This window comes from Streptomyces flavofungini, from assembly GCF_030388665.1.
In the GTDB taxonomy this organism is placed as follows: Bacteria; Actinomycetota; Actinomycetes; order Streptomycetales; family Streptomycetaceae; genus Streptomyces; species Streptomyces flavofungini_A.
Genome location: NZ_CP128846.1, coordinates 3,816,378 through 3,843,102, shown reverse-complemented (window position 1 = coordinate 3,843,102; position 26,725 = coordinate 3,816,378). Strand labels below are relative to the sequence as shown.

The window sequence follows — 26,725 nt, the reverse complement described above, 5'->3', positions numbered from 1 at the left end:
ATCGCCATACGGTCATGACAGGTCGGTCCCGGGGGCGCTGCCGGTGTGATTCCGGGGCGGTTCAGCCCTTGAGCGCCGCCACGATCGCCTCGCTCATCGGCGTCGTCGGCCGCCCGATGAGCCGGGCCAGATCGCCGCTGCCCCCGGCCAGCAGACCGCGCCCGATCGCCGCGTCGACGTCCACGAGGATCGCGGCGAGCGGCTCCGGCATCCCGGCGCCGGTCAGGACGGCGCGGTGCTCGGCGGGGGAGACCTCCTTGTACGTGACGGGCTTGCCGGAGTGCGCGGCGACCTCGGCGGCGTACTCGGGGAAGCTCCACGCCGTGTCGCCGCTCAGCTCGTACGCGGCGCCCTCGTGGCCCTCGCCGGTCAGCACCGCGACGGCCGCCGCGGCGTAGTCGGCGCGGGCGGCGGAGGCCACCCGGCCGGTGCCCGCGCTGCCGACGACGGCGTTGTGGGCGAGGACCGGAGCCAGGTGCTCCGTGTAGTTCTCGTGGTACCAGCCGTTGCGCAGGAACGTGTACGGCAGGCCCGAGTCGAGGATCGCCTGCTCGGTGATCTTGTGCTCGGCGGCCAGCTCGAAGTCGGCGTCCGGTCCGCCGAGGACGCCCGTGTAGACCAGGTGCGCGACGCCCGCGGCCCGCGCCGCGTCGATCACGGCCCGGTGCTGCGGCACCCGCTGCCCGACCTCGCTGCCGGAGATCAGCAGCACCTTGTCGCCCGCGTGGAAGGCCCCGGCGAGCGTCTCGGGCGCGCTGTAGTCGGCGACACGCAGCTCCACGCCGCGCGCGGCCAGGTCCGCGGCCTTGTCCTTGTTCCGTACGACGGCCGCGATCCGCTCGGCGGGCACGCCCGCGTCCAGCAGGCCCGCGACGACGAGGCGGCCGAGGTGGCCGGTGGCTCCGGTGACGACGATGCTCATGAGTGGAATCTCCTGTATGGGCGATAAGCCCTGCTCGGGCCCGTTGTGATCGGTATGCCACTCACCCTAGCTCCGGCACTAACTATCCGTAAGTACCCACTTTGAAGTAAGGTACTGGCATGGCCGTAAGTACCAGCATCCGGAATGCCCAGGGCGAGCAGATGTGCCCGCACCGCCTCGTCCTGGAGCACGTCACCAGCCGTTGGGGCGTCCTCGTCCTGATCGCCCTCGCGGAGCGGTCGTACCGCTTCAGTGAGCTGCGCCGCGAGATCGGCCGCGTCAGCGAGAAGATGCTGACCCAGACCCTGCAGACGCTGGAGCGCGACGGCATGGTGCACCGCGACGCCAAGCCGGTCATCCCGCCCCGCGTCGACTACTCCCTCACCGAGATGGGCCACGAGGCGGCCGCGCTGGTGCGCGCGCTCGGCGGGTGGGCGGACCGGCGCATGGACGACGTGCTCGTGGCGCGCGAGAAGTACGACGCGGCGCGGCCCTGAACGCCGAAGGCCCGGTCCTGGGATCAGGACCGGGCCTTCGGCGTTCGAACCGGGCGCTCCGCGCGCCGGACGGGCGGGACTAGCCCACGACCGTCCAGGTGTCGCCACCCGCGAGCAGCGCCGCCAGGTCGCCCTTGCCGCGCTGCTCGATGGCCGCGTCGAGCTGGTCGGCCATCAGCGTGTCGTACACCGGCCGGTCCACGCTGCGGAAGACGCCGATGGGCGTGTGGTGCAGCGTGTCGGGGTCGGCGAGGCGGGACAGCGCGAAGGCCGTGGTCGGGGACGCGGAGTGCGCGTCGTGGACCAGGATCTGCGACTCGTTCTCCGCCGTCACCGCGACGACCTTCAGGTCGCCGGTGGCCGGGTCGCGGACGACGCCCTTGGAGTTGTCGGCGCCGAAGCGGATCGGCGCGCCGTGCTCCAGGCGGATCACGGCCTCCTCGGCCTGCTGCTTGTCCTTCAGGACCTCGAAGGCGCCGTCGTTGAAGATGTTGCAGTTCTGGTAGATCTCCACCAGTGCCGTGCCCGGGTGGTCGGCGGCCTGGCGCAGGACCTCGGTGAGGTGCTTGCGGTCGGAGTCCACCGTCCGCGCCACGAAGGACGCCTCCGCGCCGATCGCGAGGGACACCGGGTTGAAGGGCGCGTCGAGGGAGCCCATCGGCGTCGACTTGGTGATCTTGCCGACCTCGGAGGTCGGGGAGTACTGGCCCTTGGTGAGGCCGTAGATCCGGTTGTTGAACAGCAGGATCTTCAGGTTCACGTTGCGGCGAAGGGCGTGGATGAGGTGGTTGCCGCCGATGGACAGCGCGTCGCCGTCGCCGGTGACGACCCAGACGGACAGGTCGCGCCTGCTGGAGGCGAGGCCCGTCGCGATGGCCGGGGCGCGGCCGTGGATGGAGTGCATCCCGTACGTGTTCATGTAGTACGGGAAGCGGGAGGAGCAGCCGATGCCGGAGACGAAGACGATGTTCTCCTTGGCCAGGCCGAGCTCGGGCATGAAGCCCTGCACGGCGGCCAGGACCGCGTAGTCACCGCAGCCGGGGCACCAGCGCACTTCCTGGTCGGACTTGAAGTCCTTCATGGACTGCTTGCCCTCGGCCTTGGGCACGAGCTTCAGAAGCGTCTCGGAGCCGGTGGGCCCCTCGATCGTGGTGTCAGCCATCGATGGCCTCCTTGAGAGCCGTGGCGAGCTGCTCGGCCTTGAACGGCATGCCGTTGACCTGGTTGTACGAGACCGCGTCCACGAGGTACTTGGCGCGGATCAGCGTGGCGAGCTGACCGAGGTTCATCTCGGGGATCACCACCTTGTCGTAACGCTTCAGGACCTCGCCGAGGTTCCGCGGGAACGGGTTGAGGTGGCGCAGATGGGCCTGCGCGACGCTCTGCCCGGCCGCGCGCAGACGGCGCACCGCGGCGGTGATCGGCCCGTATGTGGAGCCCCAGCCGAGGACGAGGAGGCGGGCGTCGCCGCTCACGTCGTCGACCTCCAGGTCGGGCACCTCGATGCCGTCGACCTTGGCCTGCCTGGTGCGGACCATGAAGTCGTGGTTGGCCGGGTCGTAGGAGATGTTGCCCGTGCCGTCCTGCTTCTCGATGCCGCCGATGCGGTGTTCGAGGCCCGGCGTGCCCGGGATCGCCCACGGCCGGGCGAGGGTCTGCGGGTCCCTCTTGTACGGCCAGAAGACGTCGGTGCCGTCCGCCAGCGTGTGGTTGGGGCCGGAGGCGAACTGCGTGCGCAGGTCGGGCAGTTCGTCGGTGTCCGGCACCCGCCACGGCTCGGAGCCGTTGGCCAGATAGCCGTCGGAGAGCAGGAGGACGGGCGTGCGGTACGTGACGGCGATCCGGGCCGCCTCGATGGTCGCGTCGAAGCAGTCCGCGGGCGTGCGGGGCGCGACGACGGGCACCGGGGCCTCGCCGTTGCGGCCGTACATCGCCTGGAGCAGGTCCGCCTGCTCGGTCTTGGTCGGCAGACCGGTGGAGGGGCCGCCGCGCTGGATGTCGACGACGAGCAGCGGCAGCTCCAGGGAGACCGCGAGCCCGATGGTCTCGCTCTTGAGCGCCACACCGGGGCCGGAGGTCGTGGTCACGGCGAGCGAGCCGCCGAAGGCCGCGCCGAGCGCCGCGCCGATGCCCGCGATCTCGTCCTCGGCCTGGAAGGTGCGCACGCCGAAGTTCTTGTGCTTGCTCAGCTCGTGCAGGATGTCCGAGGCCGGCGTGATCGGGTACGAGCCCAGGTACAGCGGCAGGTCCGCCTGGCGCGCGGCCGCGATCAGGCCGTACGACAGGGCGAGGTTGCCGGAGATGTTGCGGTACGTGCCCGTGGGGAACGCCTTGGCCGCGGGTGCCACCTCGTAGCTGACCGCGAAGTCCTCGGTCGTCTCGCCGAAGTTCCAGCCCGCCCGGAACGCGGCGATGTTCGCCGCGGCGATCTCGGGCTTCTTGGCGAACTTGGACTTGAGGAACCTCTCGGTGCCCTCGGTCGGCCGGTGGTACATCCACGAGAGCAGGCCGAGCGCGAACATGTTCTTGCTGCGCCCGGCGTCCTTCCGGGACAGGTCGAAGTCCTTCAGCGCCTCGACCGTCAGCGTGGTCAGCGGCACCGGGTGCACCTGGAAGCCGTCCAGCGAGCCGTCCTCCAGCGGCGAGGTCTCGTACCCCACCTTCTGCATGGCCCGCTTGGTGAACTCGTCCGTGTTCACGATCACCTCGGCGCCGCGCGGCACGTCGCCGATGTTCGCCTTCAGCGCCGCCGGGTTCATCGCGACCAGCACGTTCGGCGCGTCGCCCGGGGTGAGGATGTCGTGGTCCGCGAAGTGCAGCTGGAACGACGACACACCGGGCAGCGTCCCGGCGGGGGCGCGGATCTCGGCGGGGAAGTTCGGCAGCGTCGACAGGTCGTTGCCGAAGGACGCCGTCTCGGAGGTGAACCGGTCCCCCGTGAGCTGCATGCCGTCACCGGAGTCACCCGCGAACCGGATGATCACCCGGTCGAGACGGCGCACGTCCTTCTCGCCCGCAGCGGCCCTGCGCTGCTCTCCCACGACGGCTTCGTCGGCCTGCTCGGCCGGGCTACTGACCTGGCTGGTCACTGAACTGGACCTCCCTCGAGGCGGCTGTGCGGGAGCGGCAGGCCGCCCTGCCCTCCCATCGCCCACCCTACGTCTGTAAGGGTCACCTTCTTAGGGCCGCTCGCATGGTGGACGCACCTTTGAGACAGCTGGATGCCCTGATTTGTCATGCTGTGACTCGCCCCCCGGCCTTTCATGAAGACGCTCTCCGCTCATCCTTTGGTTCTAGGACCTGGTTCCAGGACCGTGTTCCAGGACCGGCTTGCGGTGGTGCGGTGGTGCGGTGGTGCGGTGTCGCTGTGCGTGACCTTGTCCCGGTGGCGGGACGAGGGCCCGTCGTACGGGAGCCCCGTGCGGGAGCCCGGTTCAGGAATTCAGGTAGGTCAGAACCGCGAGTACCCGCCGGTGGTCCCCGTCACTTGGCGAGAGCCCGAGCTTCAGGAAGATGTTGCTGACGTGCTTCTCGACCGCCCCGTCGCTCACGACCAGCTGGCGCGCGATGGCGGAGTTGGTCCGTCCCTCCGCCATCAGGCCGAGGACCTCCCGCTCGCGCGGGGTGAGGCCCGCGAGGACGTCCTGCTTGCGGCTGCGCCCGAGCAGCTGCGCCACGACCTCGGGGTCGAGCGCGGTGCCGCCCTCGGCGACGCGCACGACGGCGTCCACGAACTCCCTGACCTCGGCGACGCGGTCCTTGAGCAGATAGCCCACGCCCCGGCTCGACCCGGCGAGTAGCTCCGTCGCGTACTGCTCCTCCACGTACTGCGAGAGCACCAGCACGCCGAGCCCGGGGTGGCGCTGGCGAAGGAGCACGGCCGCGCGCACCCCCTCGTCGGTGTGCGTCGGTGGCATCCGCACGTCCGCGACCACGACGTCCGGCAGCGCGCCCTGCGCCGCGAACTCGGTGATCGTCTTGATCAGCGCCTCCGCGTCACCGACTCCCGCGACGACGTCGTGCCCGCGGTCGGTCAGCAACCGGGTCAGGCCCTCCCTGAGCAGCACTGAATCCTCGGCGATGACCACCCGCACCTTGTCCTCCACGATGTTCTGGACCCCCACAGCCTGTCCCCGCCCCATTGACAGGCTCCAGCATCCCAGCATCCCGGCATTCGGACGAGCCTGTGCCGGGCCGAGGCGATTTCAGCCCGTCCGGCGTCCGGCCCGTCCGGCCCGTCCGGCGTTCGAGAACGAGGCGCGGAGCGTCGTTCGGGGGCGGGCCGTCCCACCCGAAGGGGACGACCCGCCCCCGGGGTCCAGGGGCAGAGCCCCGGGATCGGAGAAGGGGTGGGACTGGGGCGCCCCCGCGAGGCCTCGGCCCCGCCGGCCCGCCTCAGCCCCGCCAGGGCAGCTCAGCCGTGACCACCGTCGGCCCGCCCACGGGCGACTCGACCACCAGAATCCCGTCCACCGCGTCCAGCCGCTCGGCAAGCCCCGCGAGCCCGGACCCGGCCGACACATCGGCCCCGCCCCGCCCGTCGTCACTGACCTGCAGCATCAGCCGGTCCTCGACCTTCCACACGTCCACAGAGGCCCGCCCCGCCCCACTGTGCTTGCTGATGTTCTGCAGCAGCTCGGACACGGTGAAGTAGGCGATCCCCTCGATCGCGGCGGCGGGCCGCGCGGCCAGGTCCACCTCGACCTCCACCGGCACGGTGCACCGCGCGGCCAGCGCGGAGAGCGCGGCGTCGAGGCCCCGGTCGGTGAGGACGGCCGGGTGGATCCCCCGGGCTAGGTCCCGCAGCTCCTGGAGGGCGACCTTCACCTCGCCGTGCGCCTCGTCCACCATCCGCGCCGCCGCCTCGGGGTCCTCGGCCAGCTTCTCCTTGGCGAGGCCCAGGTCCATGGCGAGGGCGACGAGCCGCGCCTGCGCCCCGTCGTGCAGGTCCCGCTCGATGCGCCGCAGGTCCGCCGCGGCGGTGTCCACGACGACCCCACGGTCCGACTCCAGCTCGACGACACGTGACACCAGGCGCGAGGGGCCGAGGAGGCCGAGGACGAGCAGTCGGTCGACGGTGGTCAGGGCGCGCACGATCCAGGGCGTGGCCAGCGTGACGAGGAGACCCGTACCGGCGGTGAGGCCGATTTCAAAGGGGTTGTCCAGGTATATCCGGTGACCGTCGTCGCCGTAGAGCTGGATCCCGTCCTGCCCCCCGTAGACCGGGAACAGCCAGAACCACAGCGGATACGTGAGCATCGCCCAGCCGTACGTCCAGAAGACCGCCGTCACGACGAACGAGAAGATCGCCCACGGCATGTGGACCAGCGCGTACAGCACGTGCCGCCAGGAGACGCCGCTCTTGAGCACGGCTCCCATCCACGCCATGACGCCCTTGTCCCGGGGCTGGAGCGGATGCGGGTCCTTCACGTCCACGCCGAGCAGCGTCCGGGCCCGGACCCGCTCCAGGAAGCCGAAGCCGCGGCAGGCCGTGAGCCCCAGGGCGAGGATCGGGATGCCGACGAAGGTGATCAGGAGTCCCACGCCGACCGACAGCATCGTCACCGCGAAGACGAAACCGACGATGCTGATGGGGAACGAGAGGAGCACGTACAGGAGCTCACGCCAGGTGCGTCCTTCGAGCGGCGCGCGCAGGGCGACCGGGAGCCGGCCCAGCCGGCCCTCGCCGCGCCCGCCGCCCCGGTGGCTGCCGTGGCCGCGGTGGTCCTCGACGTCGGCTTCCATGACGTGTCCGTACCCCTGTCCGTAATCCGTGGCCATCGGTGTCATCCGTTCTGCTCGGCCCCGCGCGGGTTCTTGCCTGCTCCGCGAGGGCTTCCCCTTGTCGTACCACCAGAGTGCGCGCCGGAGCCCGGTCGCGACCATGGAGTCGGTCGGCGTCTTGGACGGGGGGTTTTCCCTACCCCGAGGGGGCACGCAGCACCAGTGAGAGCCCCGTGCGGGCCCTCAGTCCTCGCTCCGGTCCCGCCACGGCAGCTCCGCCGTGATCGTCGTCGGCCCGCCCGTGGGCGAGTCGATGACGAACAGGCCGTCCACCGCGCCGAGCCGGTCCGCGAGGCCCGCCATGCCGCTGCCGCCGTCCAGGCTTGCGCCGCCTCGGCCGTCGTCCCACACCTGTATCAGCAGGCGCTGGTCGGAGCGCCAGACCTCCACGCTCGCCGACCGCGCCCCGCTGTGCTTGCTCACGTTCTGCAGGAGTTCGGAGACGGTGAAGTACGCGATGCCCTCGATCGCGGCCGCCGGGCGCGTCGGCAGGTCGGCCGTCACCTTCACCGGCACCGTGCACCGGGAGGCGACCGACGAGAGTGCGGCGTCCAGGCCGCGGTCGGTGAGGACGGCCGGGTGGATGCCGCGCGCCAGGTCCCGCAGCTCCTGGAGAGCCAGCTTCACCTCGCCGTGCGCCTCGCCGACCATCGCCGCCGCCGCTTCCGGGTCCTCCAGGAGCTTCTCCTTGGCGAGGCCGAGCCCCATCGCGAGCGCCACGAGCCGCGCCTGCGCGCCGTCGTGCAGATCGCGCTCGATGCGCCGCAGGTCGGCCGCGGCGGTGTCCACCACGACCCCCCGGTCCGACTCCAGTTCGGCGATGCGCCGCTCCAGCTCGTCGGAGCGCGACAGCAGGCCCCGCACCATCGCCCGGTCGGCGTTGGCGAGCAGCCGCGCGATGAACGGAAGCACCGGCCACAGCACGAACACCCCGACGGACATCACGGTGAACGTCACCAGGGCCCACGGCAGCCGGATGAAGCAGTACAGCATCGTCCGCCAGCCCACCGGGTCCTTGAAGGTGGACCAGAGCCAGGTGAGGAAGCTGCCGCCACGCCGCGACGGCGACGGCATCGGGCTCGGCTCCTCGATCCGGACACCGAGAAGCAGCCGCGCCCGCCAGCGCTCCGCCTTGCCGAGCAGCCGCGCGCCGAACAGCGCGAACGCGAGCAGCGGCAGGCCGATCACCGTCACCGACAGCGCGCCGCCGATGCCCAGCGCCGCCACCACGTACACGAAGCCGGCGATGCCGATCGGCAGGTTCGTCAGGAGATGCGCGATCTCCTTCCAGGTGTGCACGTCATAGGCGAAACGGGCAGGTGGCGGGCCCTGCGGTGGAGCTTCCGAGGACGTGGTGCTTGCGGTCATACCGCAAAGGGTGCCCGGCTCGCCGCGCTCGCGCCATGAGGGGGGCCGCCGGATCGCACTGTGGTTAACCCCACCCCGCCCATGCTTGGCCGTGACGGTCTGCTTACCTCCTCTTTAGCAGGCCCTAGACTCCCGTGCGTACAGATCGTCGAACGGACGTGACGGCAAGCCGCTCCGTGGCACCGGTGTGACGGCGCATCGGCGAGTCACGGGCGAGACGTGAGCGATACCCGCGTGAGTTTCGGGAGTGAGGGGCTGAGGTGCCAGTGACGACGCACCGCACGGACGTCGCGGCGAGCTACTTCGAGTCGTACTCCGTCGTCGGGCTGCTCGCCGTGGTGGGCGTGCTGTTCGTCGCCGTGGCCTTCGGGGCGGGCCGCCTCCTGCGGCCGGTCGTACCGACCCCGGAGAAACTGCTCACCTACGAATGCGGCGTCGACCCGGTCGGCGACGGCTGGGCCCACACCCAGGTCCGCTACTACGTCTACGCGTTCCTCTACGTCATCTTCGCCGTCGACTCGATCTTCCTCTTCCCATGGGCGACGGTCTTCGCCGCGCCCGGATACGGCGCCGCGACCCTCGTCGAGATGTTCATCTTCCTCGGCTTCCTGGCCGTGGGCCTGCTGTACGCATACAAGAAGGGCGTCCTGACATGGACGTGAACCAGGAGCCCGCGGCGGAGCCCGTGCTCCTCCCGGAGCCCAAGCGGCTTGGCGTCCTGTCCCGCCTCGCCCCCGAGCCGATGAAGGTGGTCCTCAACTGGGGCCGCCGCTACAGCCTGTGGGTCTTCAACTTCGGCCTCGCCTGTTGCGCCATCGAGTTCATCGCGGCGTCCATGGCCCGGCACGACTTCATCCGCCTCGGCGTGATCCCGTTCGCGCCAGGACCGCGCCAGGCCGACCTGATGGTCGTCTCCGGCACGGTCACCGACAAGATGGCGCCCGCGGTGAAGCGTCTGTACGAGCAGATGCCCGAGCCCAAGTACGTCATCTCCTTCGGCGCCTGCTCCAACTGCGGCGGCCCGTACTGGGACTCGTACTCCGTCACCAAGGGCGTCGATCAGATCATCCCCGTCGACGTGTACGTCCCCGGGTGCCCGCCGCGCCCGGAGGCGCTGCTCCAGGGCATCCTCAAGCTCCAGGAGAAGATCGCCCGCGAGTCGCTCGGCGAGCGCTACGGGGCGAACGGGGCGCGGCCGTCGACGGCCGCGCTGCGGAGCGGCCTGGTCGCGCCGCCCGCGCCGGGTGCGCAGAGCGCGCAGGGTGCGCCGGGTGCCTCGGGGGTGGACGCCGAATGACCGGCTGGCTGCCCGCTCCCGTCGAGGAGCTGTTCGGCGCGGAGGCGACCGCCGAGGAGGCGTACGAGGTCCTGACGGTGGACGTGCCCGCGGCCTCCTGGCTCGACGCCCTGCGCACCGCCCGCGACGAACTCGGCTGCACCTACTTCGACTGGCTCAGCGCCGTCGACGAACCGGGCACCGGGTTCCGCGTGTCCGCCCACGTCGTCGCCCTGTCCCCGGTGCGGCGGCTGCTCGTCCGCACGACCGTGCCGCACGCGGCGCCCGCCCTGCCGACCGCCGTCGACGTCTACGCGGGCGCGGCCTGGCACGAGCGCGAGACCCACGAGATGTTCGGCGTCGGCTTCGAGGGCCACCCCCATCTCGTACCGCTGCTGCTGCCCGAGGGCTTCGAGGGCCACCCGCTGCGCAAGGACTTCGTGCTGGCGGCCCGGGTCGCGAAGGCCTGGCCCGGGGCGAAGGAGCCGGGGGAATCCGACCACGGTGGGCCCAAGCGGCGCCAGATGCTGCCGCCGGGCGTGCCCGATCCCAACGAGTGGGGCCCGCTGAAGGGGCAGCTTCCGGCCGCTCCCGCACGGCCCGCACGCGGGGCGGGCCGGGCCGCGGGCGGCGCGGGGCGGGCCGCGGGCGAGCGCCCGGCCCGGCGCACGCGGACCGCGGGCGAGGGGTCCGCCAGCCAGACGGAGGCGGCTCCGACTCCGGCACGGCGGTCACGCAGCGTGTCGCAGGGGTCGGCTTCGCAGCGGGGGGAGGGGGCGGCTCCCACGGGGGAGGCTGCGGCTCCGGTGACCCCGGCTGCTTCGGCAACCCCGGCCACGGAAGCCGCGGAGCCCCCGAAGGCGAAGGACGAGGCCCCCTGGCACCACGCCCGCCCGGCCTTCGACGAGACCGAACCGGAGACGGCGAGGGCGCCGAAAACGAAGGCTGCGGAAGCGGCGGCGGCTCCGACCGAGCCCGACGCCCCCGCCGAGCCCGTCACCCCTGCCGAGCCCGTCACCCCTGCCGAGCCCGAAGACCCTGACAACCGCCCAGGAGGCCCGCAGTGAACGACGCCCTCGACGTCACGCTGCGACTCCTCGTCGTCTTCGTCGTCTTCCTGACGTTCCCCCTGATCATCGGGCAGACCGAACACAAGGTCATGGCCCACATGCAGGGCCGCCTCGGCCCCATGTACGCGGGCGGCTTCCACGGCTGGGCCCAACTCGTCGCCGACGGCGTCAAGTTCGCCCAGAAGGAAGACGTCGTCCCGGCCGACGCCGACCGCCGGGTCTTCCAGCTCGCCCCGGCCGTGGCCCTGCTGCCGTATCTGCTCGTGCTGCTCGCCATCCCGATCGGCCCCGGTGAGGGCGCCGTCGGGCAGGTCATCGACGCGGGCGTCTTCTTCGTGCTGGCCGTCATGGGCGTCGGTGTCCTCGGCTCCCTGATGGCGGGCTGGGCGTCGGCCAACAAGTTCTCCCTCCTCGGCGGCCTGCGCACCGCGGCCCAGCTCCTCGCGTACGAGCTGCCGATGCTGCTCGCCGCCGCGTCCGTGGCCATGGCCGCGGGCACGGTCTCGCTGCCCGGCATCGTGGACGCCTTCGAGTGGTGGTGGCTGCCCTGGCAGATCGTCGGCGCGATCGTCTTCTTCGTCGCCGGGCTCGCCGAACTCCAGCGCCCGCCCTTCGACATGCCGGTCGCCGACTCCGAGATCATCTTCGGCGCGTACACCGAGTACACGGGCCTGCGCTTCGCCCTCTTCCTGCTCGCCGAGTACGCCGGGATCGTCGTCCTGTGCGGCCTGACCACCGTCCTGTTCCTGGGCGGCTGGCACGGCCCGTGGGGCGCCGACGGGCTCGGCTGGGTGTGGACGCTCCTGAAGACCGCCGTCCTCGCGTTCGTCGTGATCTGGCTGCGCGTCACCTACCCCCGCCTCCGTGAGGACCAGCTCCAGAAGCTCGCCTGGGTCCTCCTCGTCCCGCTCGCCCTCGCGCAGATCGCGCTCACCGGAATCGTGAAGGTGGCGATCAACTGATGGCTGCACAGACCCCGCCCGCCCGGCCCCGGATCCCCGGGTCGGGCCTCGCCAAGGGCCTCGCCGTCACCCTTCGCACCATGACGAAGAAGACCGTCACCGAGCAGTACCCCGAAGTGCAGCCCGAACTGCCGCCCCGTACCCGCGGCGTCATCGGCCTGTTCGAGGAGAACTGCACGGTCTGCATGCTGTGCGCCCGTGAGTGCCCGGACTGGTGCATCTACATCGACTCCCACAAGGAGACGGTCCCGGCGGCGGCCCCCGGCGGCCGCGAGCGCAGCCGCAACGTCCTCGACCGCTTCGCCATCGACTTCTCCCTCTGCATGTACTGCGGCATCTGCATCGAGGTGTGTCCCTTCGACGCGCTGTTCTGGTCCCCGGAGTTCGAGTACGCCGAGACCGACATCCACGAACTCACCCACGAGCGCGACAAGCTCCGCGAGTGGATGTGGACCGTCCCCGCCCCGCCCGCGCTCGACCCGGCCGCCGAGGAGCCGAAGGAGATCGCCGCCGCCCGCAAGGCCGCCGAGAAGCTGGCCGCCGAGGCCGACAAGCCGGCCGTCCAAGCCGACAAGCCGGCCGCCGCCCAGAACACGTCCGAGCCCGGACCGGAGGGGGACGCGTGACGTTCGCAGCAGCCTCCACGACGGCGGCGAAGGCCGCCGAGACCCACGGCTTCCTGTCCCCGACCGGCGTCGAGATCGCCTTCCTCCTGGTCGGCCTCGTCACCCTGGGCGCGGCGGTCATCACCGTCACGACCAGGCAGCTGGTGCACGCGGCCCTGTGGCTGGTGGTGGCGCTCGGCGGCATCGCCGTCGAGTACCTCCTCCTGACCGCCGAGTTCATCGCCTGGGTCCAGGTCCTCATCTACGTCGGCTCCGTCGTCGTCCTCCTCCTCTTCGGCCTGATGCTCACCAAGGCGCCCATCGGCCGCTCCCCGGACGCCGACTCGGGCAACCGTCCCGTCGCCCTCGCCGTGGCCCTCGTCGCCGCCGGCGCCCTGGTCTGGGTCGTCGTGGACGCCTTCCGCACGACGGTGATCGACCTGGACGGCGCCGCCCAGGGCTCCACCGACGTGACCGGCTCCGTCCTCTTCCGGTACTGGGTACTGCCCTTCGAGGCCCTCTCCGTCCTCCTCCTCGCCGCCCTCGTCGGCGCGATCGTCCTGTCCCGCAAGAAAGCGGCCCAGGAGCAGGGCGAGGAACACGCCCAGGAGCACGCCCAGGAGCAGCAGGAGCAGGGGGACAACCGCTGATGCACCTCCACCTCGCCTATCCCGCCGTCCTCGCCGTCCTCCTGTTCTGCGTCGGCCTGTACGGCGTCCTCGCCCGCCGCAACGCGATCCTGGTCCTGATGTCCGTCGAGCTGATGCTCAACGCCGTCAACCTCAACCTGGTCGCCTTCGACGTCTGGCTGCGCGACACCCTCCACGCCGGCCAGGCCCTGACCCTGTTCACCATCGCCATCGCCGCCGCCGAGATCGGCATCGGCCTCGCGATCGTCCTCGCGGTCTACCGCAACCGCGGCACCTCCGCCGTCGACGACCTCCGCGACACCGCCGAGCGCCCCGGCGACGACGGCGGCTCCGACCCGGAGGGCGCCGCCGCCGAGGAAACCGACGAGCCCGCCCCCGGGGCGTCGCAGAAGGCTGAGGCCACCGCGTGACCACGACCACCCTCGCCGTCCTCGTCCCCCTCCTGCCGTTCCTCGGCGCCGCCGCCGGGCTGCTGCTCGGCCGCACGGTCCCCGGCCTCGTCCGCCCGCTCGCGGTGCTGCCCGCCCTGACGTCGCTCGGGCTCGCCGCGGTCGTGGCCGTGCGCCAGGGCGGCGACGCGGCCGTGGACGCGGCCACCCAGCTCACCCCCACCGGCTCGGTCCCCATCGACCTCGCCCTGCACATCGACGGCTTCGCGGCCCTGGTCGCCATCCTCGTGGGCGTCGTCGCCTCCTGCGTGCAGATCTACTCGACGGCCTACCTGCGCGACGACCCCCGCTACCCCTCGTACGCCGCCCTCGTCTCCCTCTTCACCTCCGCGATGCTGCTCGTCGTCTACTCCGGCGACCTGATGGTGCTCCTGGTCGGCTGGGAGATCATGGGCATCTGCTCGTACTTCCTGGTCGGCCACTACTGGGAGACCCCCGAGGCGCGCGCCGCCTCCCTGAAGGCCTTCCTGGTCACCAAGCTCGGCGACGTCCCCTTCCTGATCGGCCTGTTCGCCCTCGCCGTCGACGCGGGCTCGTTCCGGATCACGCGGATCCTGGCCACCGTCGCGCAGGGCGGCCTCGACCACCCCACCCTCATCGCGCTGCTGCTCCTCGCGGGCGTGGCGGGCAAGTCCGCGCAGTTCCCGCTGCACACCTGGCTGCCCGACGCGATGGCGGGCCCGACCCCCGTCTCCGCGCTCATCCACGCCGCGACGATGGTCGCCGCCGGTGTCTACTTCGTCGCCCGGCTCCTCCCGGTCTTCGCCGCCTCGGCCGCGGCCCTGGTCGTCCTCGCCGTCATGGCCGCCGTGACCATGGCCGGCTCGGCCCTCGCCGCGCTCGCCCAGGACGACATCAAGCGCGTCCTCGCGTACTCGACGATCGGTCAGCTCGGCTACATGACCGGCGCCCTCGCCGTCGGCGACCGCGGTGCCGCCGTCTTCCACCTCCTGTCGCACGGCGCCTTCAAGGCGCTCCTGTTCCTCGCCGCCGGCGTGATCATCCACGCCGCGGGCACCAACTCCCTCGCCGCGATGTCCCGCATGAAGGGCCTGCGCGACCGCGTCCCCGACGCCTACTGGACGATGACCGTGGCGCTCCTCGCGCTCGCCGCGATCCCGCCCTTCAGCGGCTTCTTCTCCAAGGAGGCCGTCCTCGGCGCCGCCGAGCACACGGCCACCGGCCACGCCGACTCCGCCCCCGCCGCGGCGGGCTGGATCGTCCTCGTCGCGGGCCTGACCGCGGCCCTCCTCACCGCCGCGTACGCGACCCGACTGTGGCTGCTCGCCTTCCACGGCAGGGGAGCGGACGCCCCCGACCACGGCAGGCAGCCCGTGGCCATGACCTCCGTCCTGTGGGTCCTCGCCGTCCCGTCACTCGCCTTCGGCGTGACCGTCGGCGTCCTCCCGGACTGGTTCGACGGCCACGAGCTCGCCCCGACGCTCACCACCTCCGTCCTCGGCACGGGCGTCGCCCTCGTCGGCGCCCTGGTCACGTACGGCGCGTGGCGGCACACCACCGCGCTCGCCACCCGCGTCCCGATCGGCGCGGTCGCCGCCCACCCCGACGCCGACGCGGGCCAGGTCGAGGCCGAGGCCATCGCCAGCCACGCGCCCGCGTACGGGGATGTGGCCTCCGCCCCCGACCCGGCGGACCCGGGCCGCCTCCTGCTCGGCCCGCTGCACCGCCACGCCGCCGTCGGCTTCCACCTCGACGCCCTCTACGCGGCCCTGTTCGTCCGCCCCGTCCAGGCCGGCGCCCGCCTCGTCCGCTTCCTCGACCGCGAGGTCGTCGACACGTACGTACGCGGCGCGGGCACCGCACCCCGCTGGCTCGGCGCGGCCGTCCGCCGCGCGCAGACCGGCAACGTGCAGACCTATCTGAGCGCGCTGCTCGCGGGCACCGTCGTCCTGGCGGTCGCCGCCGTCCTCGTCGCCACCGCCGGAGCGTGAGCAGCCGTGATCGGTATCAGTGAGTCAGTGATGCAGTTCCTTCTCGCGTTGATCGTCGTCGGCCCGCTCATCGGCGCCGTGGCCGCTCTCCTCCCGGCCCCGCCCGGGCTGAAGGGGAAGTCCCCCGACCAGGCCGTGCTGCGCCACGGCGTGACCGTGACCGGCGTGATCCTGCTCGCCGCGATCGCCCTCGCGCTCGGCTTCGACCACGACCACCCGTCGAAGATGCAGGCCACGACGGACATCAGCTGGATCCCCGCACTCGACGTGCGCATCCACCTCGGCATCGACGGCATCTCCCTCCCCCTGCTGGTCCTGACCGCGCTCCTGACCTTCCTCTGCGCGCTGTACAGCTACTTCAAAATGCCTGCTGGGCCGTCCCCCAAGGCATTCGTGGCACTGATCCTCGTGCTCGAGTCCGGCACCCTCGCGACCTTCGCCGTCCTCGATCTGCTGCTGTTCTTCCTCGCGTTCGAGATGGTCCTCATCCCGATGTACTTCCTCATCGCGCGCTGGGGCGGAGACAACGGGGCGGCGCGCAGCGCCTCGTCGAGGGGTGGTGGTCGGGAGACGGACGGGCGGACACAGGCCGCCTGGAAGTTCATCCTCTACACGCTGCTCGGCTCCGTCGTCATGCTGCTCGGCCTCCTCCTCATCGGGCTGAGGGCGGGCACATTCGACATGGTGGCACTCGCCACTGACAACGACCGGCAGCTGAGTACGTCCGTGCAGGTCATCGCCGTTCTGGCGATCGGGATCGGGCTCGCGGTCAAGACGCCGATGTGGCCGCTGCACAGCTGGCTCCCCGACGCCCACACCGCCGCGCCCACCGTCGGCTCGGTCCTGCTGGCCGGTGTCCTGCTGAAGATGGGCACGTACGGGTTCGTCCGGATCCTGTTGCCGATCGCGCCCGACGGGATGGAGACGTTCGCGCCCTACCTCGCCGCGTTCGCCGTCGTCGGGATCATCTACGGATCGCTGGCCTGCCTGGCCCTGGCGCGGCCCGGCGCGAAGGGCGACCTCAAGCGCCTCATCGCGTACTCCTCCGTCGGCCACATGGGCTTCGTGCTCCTCGGCATCTCGACCATGACGCCGACCGGCGTGAACGGCGCGCTCTTCGCCAACATCGCCCACGGCCTCATCACCGGCCTGCTGTTCTTCCTGGTCGGCGCGCTCAAGGACCGCACGGGCACGAGCGACCTCGACACCCTCGCGAAGGAGTCCGGCGCCGCCCTGTACGGCAAGGCGCCGCGCCTCGGCGGACTGCTCGCCTTCGGCGCCGTCGCCTCGCTCGGCCTCCCGGGACTCGCCGGGTTCTGGGGCGAGATGCTCGCCCTGTTCGGCGCGTTCGACCCTGCCGACGACCTCAGCCGCCCCGCGTTCCTCACGTTCATGGCGATCGCCGCGTTCGGCACCCTGCTCACGGCCGCGTACATGCTCATCGTCGTACGCCGCGTCTGCATGGGCCCGGCGTCGGCGACCCAGGAGACACCGCGGCTCGCCGACGTCCAGGGCTACGAGTTCGCCGCCTGGACCCCGCTCGTCGCCCTCACCGTCCTCGCCGGCCTCTGGCCCGCGGCCCTCCTCGGCCTCACCGACCCGGCCGTCCAGCAGCTCCTCGCAGGAGGCAAGTCGTGATCGCCGCCGAATCCACCGCGAGCCTCATCCAGTCCGTCGACTGGGTGGCCGTCGCGCCGCCCACGATCGTGGCGGTCGTCGGCCTCGCGGTCCTCGTCGCCGACCTGTTCCTGAGCGAGCGCAACAAGCACCTGCTCGGCTGGGTCTCCCTCGCGGGCCTGGTCGCGGCGGGCCTGTTCCTGCTCCCCCTCACCGACTCGCACCGCGCCGCCCGCTCCACTTTCTGCCTCAGCGGGCCGCGGGCCACCGCCTGCAGCTACACGGTCGACGAGTTCACCCTCGTCATCCAGCTCCTCGTCATCGGCGGCGCGTTGCTCACCGCCCTGCTCTCGATGACCGCCCTCAAGGACGCGCGGAACGCCGACAGGGAACTCCCCGAAGGGGAGTACTGGTTCCTGCTGCTCTCCTCGGCCGCGGGCGCGGCCCTGCTGCCCGCCTCCCGCGACCTCGCGACCCTCGTCGTCGCCCTGGAAGTCGCCTCCCTGCCCGCCTTCGCCCTCGTCGGCCTCAAGCGCGGCGACAAGCGCTCCTCCGAGGCGGCCCTGAAGTTCTTCCTGTCCTCCGTGACCGCGACCGCCGTGACCCTGCTCGGCGTCAGCTTCGTGTACGCCGCGACGGGCACCATGCACCTCACCGAGGTCGGCGAGAAGCTCGGGAACGTCGACGGACAGCTGGACACGCTCGCGCAGGCCGGTGTCGTCCTGACCCTCGTCGGCTTCGCCTTCAAGGTGGCCGCCGTCCCCTTCCACTTCTGGGTACCCGACACCTACGTAGGCGCGCCGTTGCCCGTCGCCGCGTACCTCTCGGTCGTCGGCAAGGCCGTCGGCTTCACCGGCCTGATCCTCGTCACCGTCGTCGCCTTCCCGGAGTACGCCGACGTCTGGGGCCCCGCGCTCGCCGCGCTCGCGGCCCTCACCATGACCATCGGCAACGTCGCCGCCCTGCGGCAGCAGGCCACGCGCGCGTACAGCGCGGTCCGGCTGCTCGCCTGGTCCTCGGTCGGCCAGGCCGGCTACCTCCTGGTGCCGATCGCGGCAGCCGGGTACGCCGACCGCCACACCGACGTCCTGGAGACCACCGGCGCCACCGTCGCGTACGCCCTGATGTACGCCGCCGTGAACCTGGGGGCCTTCGCCGTCGCCGCCCTGGTCGGCCGCACCCAGAAGCTGAACCGTGTCAGCGACTACCGGGGCCTGTACGCCAAGAGTCCCCTGTCGGCCCTGGTCCTCGCCTTCTTCCTGCTCTGCCTGGCCGGTCTGCCGCCGGGCATCATCGGCCTCTTCGCGAAGGTCACCGTGTTCTCCACGGCGGTCGACGCGGGCCTGGGCTGGCTGGCCGTCGTCATGGCGGCCAACGTGGTGATCGCGCTCTACTACTACCTCCAGTGGACGGCGCTGCTGTTCCGCGCCCCCGAGGGCGAGCCCGCCAAGCACCACATCCCGGCCCCCCTCACCGCGGCCATCGCCGTCACCGCCGTGCTCGGCGTCGCCCTCTCCGGGGCACCCCAGCTCGTCCTCCAGTTCGCGGAACACGGCGTGCGCTGAAGCCGGACGTACGGCATGAGGTGACGGGGGAGACAGGCCCCTGCCGACCGCCGAGCACGGCCCGGACCGCCCCGTCACCCGCGCGGCCCACACCGCTCCTGAGCGCACAAGGGAACTAGCACCCTCCGCCTGGCGTTGACCAGTAAGGGAGGGTCCACTGAACAGTGGAAGCACCAGCAAGCAGAGGGTTCCCCCGCGCACCACCAGGAGGGCGTACCGTGCACCGACGGACCAACGGGCTGAAGACCGCCGTACTCCTCGGGGGACTGTCCGCACTCATCCTCGTCATCGGCAGCTTCTTCGGGCGAATGGGCCTGATCGTCGCGCTCTTCGTGGCGGTCGGCACGAACGCGTACGCGTACTGGAACAGCGACAAGCTGGCCCTGCGCGCGATGCGGGCACGACCGGTGAGCGAGTTCGAGGCCCCCGAGCTGTACCGCATGGTGCGCGAGCTCTCCACCCAGGCCCGCCAGCCCATGCCCCGGCTCTACATCTCACCGACCGAGGCGCCGAACGCCTTCGCGACCGGCCGCAACCCGCGCAACGCCGCCGTCTGCTGCACGGACGGCATCCTGCGCATCCTCACCCCGCGCGAGCTGCGCGGCGTCATCGGCCACGAGCTGAGCCATGTCTACAACCGCGACATCCTGATCTCCTCGGTCGCCGGGGCACTCGCCTCCGTCATCATGTTTCTCGTCAACTTCGCCTGGCTGATTCCGATCGGGCGCTCCAACGACAACAACGGCCCCGGCATCTTCGGCATGCTGCTCATCATGCTGCTCGGCCCGCTCGCCGCGTCCATCATCCAGCTCGCCATCAGCCGTTCCAGGGAGTACGAGGCCGACGCGTCCGGCGCACAACTCACCGGCGACCCCCTGGCTCTGGCCAGCGCCCTGCGCAAACTGGACGCCGGTACGAAGCAGTTGCCGCTTCCGCCGGAGCCCCGGCTCGAAACGGCGAGCCATATGATGATTGCGAACCCGTTCCGGCCCGGCCAGGGCATGTCGAAGCTGTTCTCCACCCACCCGCCGATGGCGGAGCGCATCGCCCGACTCGAGCAGATGGCAGGTCGTCAGCAGTGAAGACAGTTCTGAACGTCATCTGGCTCATCCTGTGCGGCCTGTGGATGTGCCTGTTCTACCTGTTCGCGGGCGTACTGCTGTGCATCACGATCATCGGCATCCCGTTCGGCCTGGCGTCGTTCCGCATCGGCCTGTTCGCGCTGTGGCCCTTCGGGCGCAAGGCGGTCGAGCGCGCGGACGCGGGCGCGCCCTCGCTGATCGGGAACATCCTGTGGCTGATCCTCGCGGGCTGGTGGCTCGCCCTCGGCCACATCTTCACCGGCCTGCTGCTCTGCGTCACGATCATCGGCATCCCGCTGGGCCTCGCCAACTTCAAGATGATCCCCATCTCGCTGCTGCCCCTGGGCCGCGAAATCGTGCCCACGGACGAGCCGTTCACCGCCGGCCCGATCGGCGCCCCCGCCTCCGCGGGGCCGTCCCCGGCCGGCCCTCTGTCCCCCGGGCCCCTGCCGCCCGGCCAGCCGCCGTCCGGCCCGGCGAACCCGTACGGGAAGCGGGACGTCTGACCAGGGCCCTTCTGCGTACCGCTGTGTCCTGCGCCGCACCCGAGGGGCGCCCGGGAACCGCGCGCGCCCCGCACGGCGTCCTCCAGGACAACACCGCACGAAAAGGTACGAAGAGCCACCCGCACGGAAAGGCAGGTCACTCATGGGCATCATCAGCTGGATCGTTCTGGGGCTGCTCGCCGGTGCCACCGCCAAACTCCTGCTCCCGGGCCGTGACCCGGGCGGCTTCATCGGCACGACACTGATCGGCGTCGCGGGAGCCTTCGTGGGCGGCTGGATCTCCGCGCGCTTCCTGGACCGCCCGGTAGCCGACCACTTCTTCGACGGCGCGACCTGGGTCGCGGCCATCGGCGGCTCCCTCGTCCTCCTGATCGCCTACCGCATCCTCTTCGGCCACTCACGCCGCTGACGGCGGCACAGACTGCGGCCAGCAGCAAGGGCGGGCACCCGATCCGGGTGCCCGCCCTCCGTCGTACTTCAGCGGGCCGAACGGCCCACGAACTAGCGAGAGTTCACGAACTACCGGTAGTTCACGAACTGCAGCGCGAAGTCGAAGTCCTGGCCCTTCAGCAGCGCCTGCACGGCCTGCAGGTCGTCCCGGCTCTTGGAGCTGACGCGCAGCTCCTCGCCCTGGACCTGAGCCTTGACGCCCTTCGGGCCCTCATCGCGAATGATCTTCGCCACCTTCTTCGCGTTCTCCTGGGAGATGCCCTCCTGGATCGTGGCGAAGATCTTGTACTCCTTGCCGGACAGCTGCGGCTCGCCCGCGTCCAGTGCCTTCAGGGAGATGCCACGCTTGATCAGCTTGGACTGGAAGACGTCGAGGATCGCGTTGACCCGGTCCTCCGAGTTGGCCTCCATCAAGATCTTCTCGCCGGACCAGGAGATCGAAGCACCGACGTTCTTGAAGTCGTAGCGCTGCGAGATCTCCTTGCCCGTCTGGTTGAGGGCGTTGTCGACCTCCTGCCGCTCGACCTTCGAGACGATGTCGAAACTGGAGTCGGCCATGTCCTGTGGCTCCTTGTATCGGGGGTCTGCGTACTCAGCGGGTACACGGCCTTCTAGGCGCCGACCGCATCCGTAAAGCCTAGCCACTGCCGCCGCGCCGGGTGCCGATCAATCGGGTGGCGAAGCACCCCCTGTCATCAGGTATCGTTTACGTCGTTGCCACGGAGCACCGCGCAGAGCGGCCCACGGCGACAATCCCTGGCGGTGTGCCCGAGCGGCCAAAGGGAGCAGACTGTAAATCTGCCGGCTTCGCCTTCCCAGGTTCGAATCCTGGCGCCGCCACACGAAGGAGACCCTCTCCGGCTTGCGGAAACGCAAGCGGAGGGGGTCTTTTCGTTTTCTGGTTCCGACGGTGGATCCGGGGCCGTCCGACGAGGGATCCGGGGCCGGTTGCCGCAGGTCCGGCGCCGACGTGGGCACACTGGGACGTATGTCGTCGCCCAGCTCGTCCCGTCGCAGACACTGCCCCGTGTGCCGTCGTGAAATCGCGGTCGTGGGCGGGAGGTTCGCCCGCCACGATCCGCCCGGGCCACGCGGCGCCGGGGACCTCGTCTCGTGCCCCGGGTCCCGGCAGCACGCGCAGCTCGGCGCCGCGCAGCCCGCGCTCGACGGGTACGTGGTGCCGGAGTTCCCGGGGCAGCTGCCGCTGTTCTGACGCCTCGGCCCGCGCTGTCCGGGCCGAGCACCGCGCGCAGAGCACCGCGCGCAGAGCGCCGCGTGTCAGTTGCCCGCGACCGACTTCACCGCCACCGAGACCGGCGTCGAGCCGCTGATGACCTCAAGGGTGAGCCCCGCCGTCGCCGGGGTCTCCAGGAGCTCCGCGAGCACCGCCGCCACGTCGTCACGCGGGATCGGACCCCGGCCCGTCGACGCCTCCAGGCGGACGAGGCCCGTCCCGGCGTCGTCCGTCAGCATGCCGGGCCGCAGGACGGTCCAGTCCAGCGCGGCACGACCCCGTACGTTCGCGTCGGCCTCGCCCTTGGCCCGCAGGTAGGCGTCGAAGATCTCGTCGCCGGGGTGGTCGGGGTCCGCGCCCATCGACGACACCACGAGGTACCGGCGGACCCCGGCCCGCTCCGCGGCGTCCGCGAACAGGACGGCGGCGTCCCGGTCCACCGTGTTCTTGCGGTCCGCCCCGCTGCCGGGTCCCGCGCCCGCCGCGAACACCGCCGCGTCCGCGCCCTCCAGGTGCCGGGCGACCTCCTCCACGGACGCCGACTCCAGGTCGCACAGCACCGGTTCGGCGCCGGCGTCCCTGAGGTCCGCCTCGTGCGCGGGGTTGCGGATGAGCCCTGCGGCTTCGTCACCGCGCGCGGCGAGCAGTCGCTCCAGCCGCAGCGCGATCTGACCATGACCTCCAGCGATGACAATGCGCATGCTTCCGACCGTACGGCAGCCCGCACGTGATCGCGGCCGGAACGTCCCGCACCAGGCCACATGCCGCACGACCCGCCCCCCGGCGGCGTACGGGCCGCGCGCAGGCGGGCCGCACCGAGACGTGCGCGCCGACCACAGGCGCACGGGAGGGGCGCACCGAGCGCGGCCCCCTCACGAGACCACGCCGCCCCCCTGCCCCCGCCCCTGCCGCGGCAGGTCGAGCGCCACCGCCACCGCCGAGTCGCAGTACTCCCGCACCGCGCTGGTCCGCGCCACCACGCGCCCCCGATGCACCACGATGCGGCTGTACGCCAGCGACAGCGCTCCGGCGAGTGTGTCGCCGCGTACCGCGAGCAGTTCCGCCGGGAACCCCGCCTCCACCCGGACCTCGGGCAGCCCCATCGCCGCCCGCGCCGCCGAACTCACCGCGTCGTAGGCCTCCTCGGGGCGCAGCCCCTGCCGGGACGCGAGGAGGTACGCCGCCTCCAGCGGATCCCCGCGGCCCACCGGGTTCGCCACGTCCCGCAGCGCCCCGCTGCCCGCCGCGACCCGCACCCCGGCGGCCCGCAACAGCCGCACCGGGACCGCCCCGCCGTCCGCCACCCCGGCGGGCGCGGCCCCCGCCCCGCCGCAGTCGCCCTGCGGCAGGCACACCACCGTCACCCCGGCCGCCGCCAGCCGCTCCGCGGTCCGCGCCGCCACGTCGGACGGCAGCCGCCCCAGGCCGCCGCAGGGCCCGATCGCCACCCCCGGCCGCAGCCCTCCGGCCGCCGCCGCGAGCCGCGCGAGACGGGCCGGATCCCCGCCGTCCGTATGCAGGTCGACCGCGCAGCCGTGCTCCGCCGCGAGGTCGAGGACCGCTTCCGCGTACCCCGTCGGATCGGGGTCCAGATCGGGACAACCGCCCACTACGGAGGCGCCCGTCTTCACCGCGTCCCGCAGCATCGCCAACCCGTCGGCGCCCGCCGCCCCGGTCAGCAGCCGCGGCACCGCCACCACGGAGAGGTCGGCGAGACCGCGCAGCGAACGCCGTGCCTGGAGCACCGCCTGCAGCGCGTCCAGGCCCTGGACGTCCCCGATCCGCACATGCGAGCGCAGCGCCGTCGCCCCGTGCCCGAGCTGCAGCAGGGCCGCCTCCGTGGCGCGCCGCTGCACGTCCTGGGCGTCCCCGGGGGCCGGGCCCTCCGCGAGCGCGCTCAGGGCCGTGTCGCTGTGCGCGTGCGGCTCGGCCGCCGCGGGCAGCAGGAGGTAGCCGCTCAGGTCCACTCGCCCCGCGTGCGCGGCCAGACTGCCCGCCGTGCCGACGGCCTCGATGCGGCCTTCGCTGAGACGTACGTCCACGGTCCTGCCGTCCGTCAGGCGCGCCCCGCAGAGCAGTAGCGCGGAGGGCCCGGTCGAGGGCAGGGGGGCGGCGGACTCCCGAGGGCCGGGGGAGTCGGACGAAGAGGGCTGCTGCGGCTGGCTGTCGGGCATCGCGCTCCTGGGGTTCGGGGGCGGCTGCGGGCGGCTCGAGACGTGCCGGGACGCGACCCGAGGGCGCGCGTGGACGGCGGCGTCGAGGCTCGCAAGATCACGCAGCGCGGGTCGAGCCTAGGACGGCGGGGAGCCCGCTTCGCGGAGGAGCGCAATAGTCGTACTGCTGTGGTGCGAGGGCCTGGTGATCCCTGGTGAGGCGGGTGGGACGGCCTTTTCCGGGCCGGTGCCATGCCCCCGGACGGCCCTGGCGAAACGGATTTGGGCGATCGGCGGGCGAGCGTGTAATGTCTTCATCGCTCGCCCCAATAGCTCAGTCGGTAGAGCGTCTCCATGGTAAGGAGAAGGTCTGCGGTTCGATTCCGCATTGGGGCTCTGATGTGTGAAGGTTCCTCGCCTCCGGGCGAGGGGCCGAAGCGCATCGCAGCGGTGTAGCTCAGTCGGTAGAGCAAGCGGCTCATAATCGCTGTGTCACCGGTTCAAGTCCGGTCACCGCTACCCTCAGTAGCCGATTGTGGGGTCGGTCCTTCGATCGGCTACTCTTTTATGCGTTCATCCGTCCATCCGTCCGTCAAGGAGCACTCACGTGGCTGCCACCGACGTCCGCCCGAAGATCACGCTGGCCTGCGTGGAGTGCAAGGAGCGGAACTACATCACCAAGAAGAACCGGCGTAACAACCCGGACCGACTGGAGATGAAGAAGCACTGCCCGCGTTGCAACTCGCACACCGCGCACCGCGAAACGCGATAAAAACAGGCTAGTACTCGAGGCCGCCCCCGATCACTCGGGGGCGGCCTCGATTCGTTTCCGGGCGAACCGGTTCGCCGCTCGGCGGCGACCCCGTCCTGATCCTCATCGAGAAACCAGCTGCCAGGAGGTGCCGAGCCATGGCGCTCGACCAGTCCTTCGTGGGGCGGTCCTACCCGCCCACCGACCCCTATGAGGTCGGACGCGAGAAGATCCGCGAATTCGCGGTCGCGGTGGGTGACGCCAATCCCGCGTACGCCGACCCGGAAGCCGCCAAGGCGCTCGGCCACCCCGATGTGCTGGCCCCGCCGACCTTCGTGTTCGCGATCACGTTCAAGGCCGCGGGCCAGGTCATCGAGGACCCGCAGCTGGGGCTGGACTACAGCCGCGTCGTGCACGGCGACCAGAAGTTCGCGTACACGCGTCCCGTGTACGCCGGCGACCGGCTCACGGTGACCTCGACCATCGAGAACATCAAGTCGCTCGCCGGCAACGACATCCTGGACATCCGCGGCGAGGTCCACGACGCGGCCGGGGAGCACGTCGTGACCGCCTGGACCAAGCTCGTCGCGCGCGCGGCAGAGGAGGCGTGACCATGACGGCGAAGATCGCGTACGACGACGTCGAGGTCGGCACCGAACTCCCGGCCCAGACCTTCCCGGTGACTCGCGCCACACTCGTGCGGTACGCGGGTGCCTCCGGCGACTTCAACCCCATCCACTGGAACGAGAAGTTCGCGGTCGAGGTCGGGCTGCCCGACGTCATCGCGCACGGCATGTTCACGATGGCCGAGGCCATCCGCGTCGTGACGGACTGGGTGGGCGACCCGGCCGCCGTCGTCGAGTACGGCGTGCGCTTCACCAAGCCCGTCGTGGTCCCGAACGACGACAAGGGCGCCACGATCGAGGTCAGCGCGAAGGTCGCCGCGCTCCTCGAGGACCGGCAGGTGCGGGTCGACCTGCTCGCCAAGAGCGGCGACCAGAAGGTGCTCGGCATGTCCCGCGCGGTCGTGCGGCTCGCCTGAGCGGCGGCCACCGGTCAGCAGTAAGGGGCACCCGCCAGGGCGGGTGCCCCTTACTCGTGCCTCTTGCTCATGCTTCTTGCGCTTGCCTCATTCGCTTGCCCATGCCTCACTCGCGATTCGCGTTGGTCATGCCCCCACTCGCGCCTCGCTCGTCCCCGGAGGTCACCTCTTGACGTGGTTAGTGATTGGGCACTAACTTAGCCGCATGGTCAGGATGAGCGCAGAGGAGAGGCGCGAGAGCGTCATCCGCGCGGCGATGAGCGAGTTCGCCCGCGGTGGCTATCACGGGACGTCGACCGAGGCGATCGCCAAGCGCGTCGGAGTCTCGCAGCCCTATCTCTTCCGGCTCTTCCCCAGCAAGAAGGCGATCTTCCTGGCGGCGTCGTCCCGCTGCCTGGAGGACACCCGCAAGGTCTTCGAGAAAGCGAGCGAGGGGCTGCACGGCGAGGAGGCCCTGCATGCCATGGCCGTCGCGTATTCGCAGCTCATCGCGGACGACCCCGACAAGCTGCAGATGCAGCTCCAGACGTACGTCGCCGTGGCGGCCGCCGAGGCCGCAGGGGACCACGAGTTCGGCGAGATGGTGCGCGCCGGCTGGATGGAGATCTGGCAGGCCGCACATCTGCCGCTCGGGGCGGACGCGAACGAGACGACGACTTTCATGGCCTACGGGATGCTGGTCAACGTCCTGTCGGCGCTGAAGTTCCCCGCCGACCACCGGGTCTGGGAAGGCTTCTACCTGTCGGCCCAGCCCCAGGAGAAGTCCACGCGGTCGTAGTGGCCGCAGTGG

27 protein-coding genes, 3 tRNA genes and 1 pseudogene are annotated in these 26,725 nt (G+C 71.4%); 22 read left to right on the top strand and 9 right to left on the bottom strand.

Annotation, left to right across the window (positions count from 1 at the left end):
- Positions 1-61: 61 nt before the first annotated feature.
- Positions 62-922, bottom strand: a complete 861-nt coding sequence (locus QUY26_RS15725) for an SDR family oxidoreductase (protein WP_289947086.1) — start codon at positions 920-922, stop codon at positions 62-64.
- Between the two features lie 119 nt (positions 923-1,041).
- Between QUY26_RS15725 and QUY26_RS15720 the strand changes: the two genes are divergently transcribed.
- Positions 1,042-1,419 carry a winged helix-turn-helix transcriptional regulator gene (locus tag QUY26_RS15720; RefSeq protein WP_289947085.1) on the top strand — a complete coding sequence of 126 codons (378 nt, stop codon included), beginning with the start codon at positions 1,042-1,044 and terminating at the stop codon, positions 1,417-1,419.
- A gap of 79 nt (positions 1,420-1,498) precedes the next feature.
- Here the strand turns inward: QUY26_RS15720 and QUY26_RS15715 are convergent, their stop codons facing one another.
- The 5 genes from QUY26_RS15715 to QUY26_RS15695 form a co-directional block, all read right to left on the bottom strand.
- A complete protein-coding gene (locus QUY26_RS15715; protein ID WP_289947083.1) occupies positions 1,499-2,581 on the bottom strand; it encodes a 2-oxoacid:ferredoxin oxidoreductase subunit beta in 1,083 nt (360 codons plus the stop codon).
- Positions 2,574-4,508, bottom strand: coding sequence for a 2-oxoacid:acceptor oxidoreductase subunit alpha (locus QUY26_RS15710; protein WP_289947081.1), 1,935 nt, complete (start codon positions 4,506-4,508; stop codon positions 2,574-2,576). Before QUY26_RS15710 ends, QUY26_RS15715 begins: the two co-directional genes overlap by 8 nt.
- Positions 4,509-4,853: 345 nt before the next feature.
- On the bottom strand, positions 4,854-5,513 hold the full coding sequence (locus tag QUY26_RS15705; RefSeq protein WP_289955739.1) for a response regulator transcription factor: 660 nt from the start codon (positions 5,511-5,513) through the stop codon (positions 4,854-4,856).
- 301 nt (positions 5,514-5,814) lie between these two features.
- Positions 5,815-7,200 carry a sensor histidine kinase gene (locus tag QUY26_RS15700; protein ID WP_289947080.1) on the bottom strand — a complete coding sequence of 462 codons (1,386 nt, stop codon included), beginning with the start codon at positions 7,198-7,200 and terminating at the stop codon, positions 5,815-5,817.
- A gap of 186 nt (positions 7,201-7,386) precedes the next feature.
- A complete protein-coding gene (locus QUY26_RS15695; RefSeq protein ID WP_289947078.1) occupies positions 7,387-8,571 on the bottom strand; it encodes a sensor histidine kinase in 1,185 nt (394 codons plus the stop codon).
- 260 nt (positions 8,572-8,831) lie between these two features.
- Here QUY26_RS15695 and QUY26_RS15690 point away from each other — a divergent pair, with 260 nt between their 5' ends.
- The 13 genes and pseudogenes from QUY26_RS15690 (at position 8,832) to QUY26_RS15630 (ending at position 20,714) form a co-directional block, all read left to right on the top strand.
- On the top strand, positions 8,832-9,233 hold the full coding sequence (locus tag QUY26_RS15690; RefSeq protein ID WP_030359076.1) for an NADH-quinone oxidoreductase subunit A: 402 nt from the start codon (positions 8,832-8,834) through the stop codon (positions 9,231-9,233).
- Positions 9,224-9,868 (top strand): NADH-quinone oxidoreductase subunit B, encoded by a 645-nt coding sequence (locus tag QUY26_RS15685; protein WP_289947076.1) that lies wholly within the window; start codon positions 9,224-9,226, stop codon positions 9,866-9,868. The genes QUY26_RS15690 and QUY26_RS15685 overlap by 10 nt, the downstream gene beginning before the upstream one ends.
- A complete protein-coding gene (locus QUY26_RS15680) occupies positions 9,865-10,914 on the top strand; it encodes an NADH-quinone oxidoreductase subunit C (RefSeq protein ID WP_289947075.1) in 1,050 nt (349 codons plus the stop codon). Before QUY26_RS15685 ends, QUY26_RS15680 begins: the two co-directional genes overlap by 4 nt.
- Complete coding sequence (locus QUY26_RS15675) at positions 10,911-11,879, top strand: complex I subunit 1/NuoH family protein (protein ID WP_289947073.1); 969 nt, start codon at positions 10,911-10,913, stop codon at positions 11,877-11,879. Before QUY26_RS15680 ends, QUY26_RS15675 begins: the two co-directional genes overlap by 4 nt.
- Positions 11,879-12,505, top strand: a complete 627-nt coding sequence (locus QUY26_RS15670) for a NuoI/complex I 23 kDa subunit family protein (protein WP_289947071.1) — start codon at positions 11,879-11,881, stop codon at positions 12,503-12,505. The genes QUY26_RS15675 and QUY26_RS15670 overlap by 1 nt, the downstream gene beginning before the upstream one ends.
- On the top strand, positions 12,502-13,134 hold the full coding sequence (locus QUY26_RS15665) for an NADH-quinone oxidoreductase subunit J family protein (protein WP_289947069.1): 633 nt from the start codon (positions 12,502-12,504) through the stop codon (positions 13,132-13,134). Before QUY26_RS15670 ends, QUY26_RS15665 begins: the two co-directional genes overlap by 4 nt.
- Complete coding sequence (gene nuoK, locus QUY26_RS15660; protein WP_289947067.1) at positions 13,134-13,544, top strand: NADH-quinone oxidoreductase subunit NuoK; 411 nt, start codon at positions 13,134-13,136, stop codon at positions 13,542-13,544. Before QUY26_RS15665 ends, nuoK begins: the two co-directional genes overlap by 1 nt.
- Positions 13,541-15,535, top strand: a complete 1,995-nt coding sequence (locus QUY26_RS15655) for an NADH-quinone oxidoreductase subunit 5 family protein (RefSeq protein WP_289947066.1) — start codon at positions 13,541-13,543, stop codon at positions 15,533-15,535. The genes nuoK and QUY26_RS15655 overlap by 4 nt, the downstream gene beginning before the upstream one ends.
- Before the next feature lie 6 nt (positions 15,536-15,541).
- On the top strand, positions 15,542-17,173 hold the full coding sequence (locus QUY26_RS15650) for an NADH-quinone oxidoreductase subunit M (protein ID WP_289947065.1): 1,632 nt from the start codon (positions 15,542-15,544) through the stop codon (positions 17,171-17,173).
- On the top strand, positions 17,170-18,717 hold the full coding sequence (locus QUY26_RS15645; protein ID WP_289947063.1) for an NADH-quinone oxidoreductase subunit N: 1,548 nt from the start codon (positions 17,170-17,172) through the stop codon (positions 18,715-18,717). Before QUY26_RS15650 ends, QUY26_RS15645 begins: the two co-directional genes overlap by 4 nt.
- Before the next feature lie 218 nt (positions 18,718-18,935).
- Entirely contained in the window at positions 18,936-19,799 is an 864-nt protein-coding gene (gene htpX, locus QUY26_RS15640) for a zinc metalloprotease HtpX (protein ID WP_289947060.1), read from the top strand.
- A pseudogene (locus QUY26_RS15635) lies at positions 19,796-20,176 on the top strand (YccF domain-containing protein); the annotation flags it as partial. The gene htpX and the pseudogene QUY26_RS15635, both read left to right, overlap by 4 nt.
- A 271-nt stretch (positions 20,177-20,447) precedes the next feature.
- A complete protein-coding gene (locus QUY26_RS15630) occupies positions 20,448-20,714 on the top strand; it encodes a GlsB/YeaQ/YmgE family stress response membrane protein (protein ID WP_289947057.1) in 267 nt (88 codons plus the stop codon).
- A gap of 110 nt (positions 20,715-20,824) precedes the next feature.
- Here QUY26_RS15630 and QUY26_RS15625 read toward each other — a convergent pair whose 3' ends face one another.
- On the bottom strand, positions 20,825-21,313 hold the full coding sequence (locus QUY26_RS15625) for a YajQ family cyclic di-GMP-binding protein (RefSeq protein ID WP_030359047.1): 489 nt from the start codon (positions 21,311-21,313) through the stop codon (positions 20,825-20,827).
- Between the two features lie 200 nt (positions 21,314-21,513).
- Here QUY26_RS15625 and QUY26_RS15620 point away from each other — a divergent pair.
- Both QUY26_RS15620 and QUY26_RS15615 read left to right on the top strand, forming a co-directional pair.
- Positions 21,514-21,595 (top strand) — tRNA-Tyr (locus QUY26_RS15620).
- Positions 21,596-21,743: 148 nt separating this feature from the next.
- A complete protein-coding gene (locus QUY26_RS15615; protein ID WP_289947052.1) occupies positions 21,744-21,968 on the top strand; it encodes a hypothetical protein in 225 nt (74 codons plus the stop codon).
- A gap of 65 nt (positions 21,969-22,033) precedes the next feature.
- Here the strand turns inward: QUY26_RS15615 and QUY26_RS15610 are convergent, their stop codons facing one another.
- A complete protein-coding gene (locus QUY26_RS15610) occupies positions 22,034-22,690 on the bottom strand; it encodes an SDR family oxidoreductase (RefSeq protein ID WP_289947050.1) in 657 nt (218 codons plus the stop codon).
- 171 nt (positions 22,691-22,861) lie between these two features.
- Complete coding sequence (locus QUY26_RS15605) at positions 22,862-24,163, bottom strand: amidohydrolase family protein (protein WP_289947048.1); 1,302 nt, start codon at positions 24,161-24,163, stop codon at positions 22,862-22,864.
- Positions 24,164-24,465: 302 nt separating this feature from the next.
- Between QUY26_RS15605 and QUY26_RS15600 the strand changes: the two genes are divergently transcribed.
- The 6 genes from QUY26_RS15600 to QUY26_RS15575 all read left to right on the top strand — a co-directional run bounded on the left by QUY26_RS15600 (position 24,466) and on the right by QUY26_RS15575 (position 26,713).
- Positions 24,466-24,538, top strand: a tRNA-Thr gene (locus QUY26_RS15600).
- A 50-nt stretch (positions 24,539-24,588) separates the two neighbouring features.
- Positions 24,589-24,661, top strand: a tRNA-Met gene (locus QUY26_RS15595).
- A gap of 88 nt (positions 24,662-24,749) precedes the next feature.
- Complete coding sequence (gene rpmG / locus QUY26_RS15590) at positions 24,750-24,914, top strand: 50S ribosomal protein L33 (protein ID WP_003956487.1); 165 nt, start codon at positions 24,750-24,752, stop codon at positions 24,912-24,914.
- Positions 24,915-25,051: 137 nt separating this feature from the next.
- A complete protein-coding gene (locus tag QUY26_RS15585; protein ID WP_289947018.1) occupies positions 25,052-25,504 on the top strand; it encodes a MaoC family dehydratase N-terminal domain-containing protein in 453 nt (150 codons plus the stop codon).
- A gap of 2 nt (positions 25,505-25,506) precedes the next feature.
- On the top strand, positions 25,507-25,935 hold the full coding sequence (locus QUY26_RS15580; protein ID WP_289947017.1) for a MaoC family dehydratase: 429 nt from the start codon (positions 25,507-25,509) through the stop codon (positions 25,933-25,935).
- Between the two features lie 205 nt (positions 25,936-26,140).
- On the top strand, positions 26,141-26,713 hold the full coding sequence (locus QUY26_RS15575; RefSeq protein ID WP_289947016.1) for a TetR/AcrR family transcriptional regulator: 573 nt from the start codon (positions 26,141-26,143) through the stop codon (positions 26,711-26,713).
- Positions 26,714-26,725 lie beyond the last annotated feature (12 nt).

Bases quoted from the DNA above. Each gene is read 5' to 3' on its own strand.
- QUY26_RS15615 (WP_289947052.1), top strand. From the start codon at position 21,744: ATGTCGTCGCCCAGCTCGTCCCGTCGCAGACACTGCCCCGTGTGCCGT.
- QUY26_RS15700 (WP_289947080.1), bottom strand. From the start codon at position 7,200: ATGGCCACGGATTACGGACAGGGGTACGGACACGTCATGGAAGCCGAC.
- QUY26_RS15580 (WP_289947017.1), top strand. From the start codon at position 25,507: ATGACGGCGAAGATCGCGTACGACGACGTCGAGGTCGGCACCGAACTC.
- QUY26_RS15630 (WP_289947057.1), top strand. From the start codon at position 20,448: ATGGGCATCATCAGCTGGATCGTTCTGGGGCTGCTCGCCGGTGCCACC.
- QUY26_RS15685 (WP_289947076.1), top strand. From the start codon at position 9,224: ATGGACGTGAACCAGGAGCCCGCGGCGGAGCCCGTGCTCCTCCCGGAG.
- QUY26_RS15715 (WP_289947083.1), bottom strand. From the start codon at position 2,581: ATGGCTGACACCACGATCGAGGGGCCCACCGGCTCCGAGACGCTTCTG.
- QUY26_RS15585 (WP_289947018.1), top strand. From the start codon at position 25,052: ATGGCGCTCGACCAGTCCTTCGTGGGGCGGTCCTACCCGCCCACCGAC.
- QUY26_RS15720 (WP_289947085.1), top strand. From the start codon at position 1,042: ATGGCCGTAAGTACCAGCATCCGGAATGCCCAGGGCGAGCAGATGTGC.
- QUY26_RS15670 (WP_289947071.1), top strand. From the start codon at position 11,879: ATGGCTGCACAGACCCCGCCCGCCCGGCCCCGGATCCCCGGGTCGGGC.
- QUY26_RS15625 (WP_030359047.1), bottom strand. From the start codon at position 21,313: ATGGCCGACTCCAGTTTCGACATCGTCTCGAAGGTCGAGCGGCAGGAG.
- QUY26_RS15695 (WP_289947078.1), bottom strand. From the start codon at position 8,571: ATGACCGCAAGCACCACGTCCTCGGAAGCTCCACCGCAGGGCCCGCCA.
- QUY26_RS15725 (WP_289947086.1), bottom strand. From the start codon at position 922: ATGAGCATCGTCGTCACCGGAGCCACCGGCCACCTCGGCCGCCTCGTC.
- QUY26_RS15605 (WP_289947048.1), bottom strand. From the start codon at position 24,163: ATGCCCGACAGCCAGCCGCAGCAGCCCTCTTCGTCCGACTCCCCCGGC.
- QUY26_RS15680 (WP_289947075.1), top strand. From the start codon at position 9,865: ATGACCGGCTGGCTGCCCGCTCCCGTCGAGGAGCTGTTCGGCGCGGAG.
- QUY26_RS15610 (WP_289947050.1), bottom strand. From the start codon at position 22,690: ATGCGCATTGTCATCGCTGGAGGTCATGGTCAGATCGCGCTGCGGCTG.
- QUY26_RS15575 (WP_289947016.1), top strand. From the start codon at position 26,141: ATGGTCAGGATGAGCGCAGAGGAGAGGCGCGAGAGCGTCATCCGCGCG.
- nuoK (WP_289947067.1), top strand. From the start codon at position 13,134: ATGCACCTCCACCTCGCCTATCCCGCCGTCCTCGCCGTCCTCCTGTTC.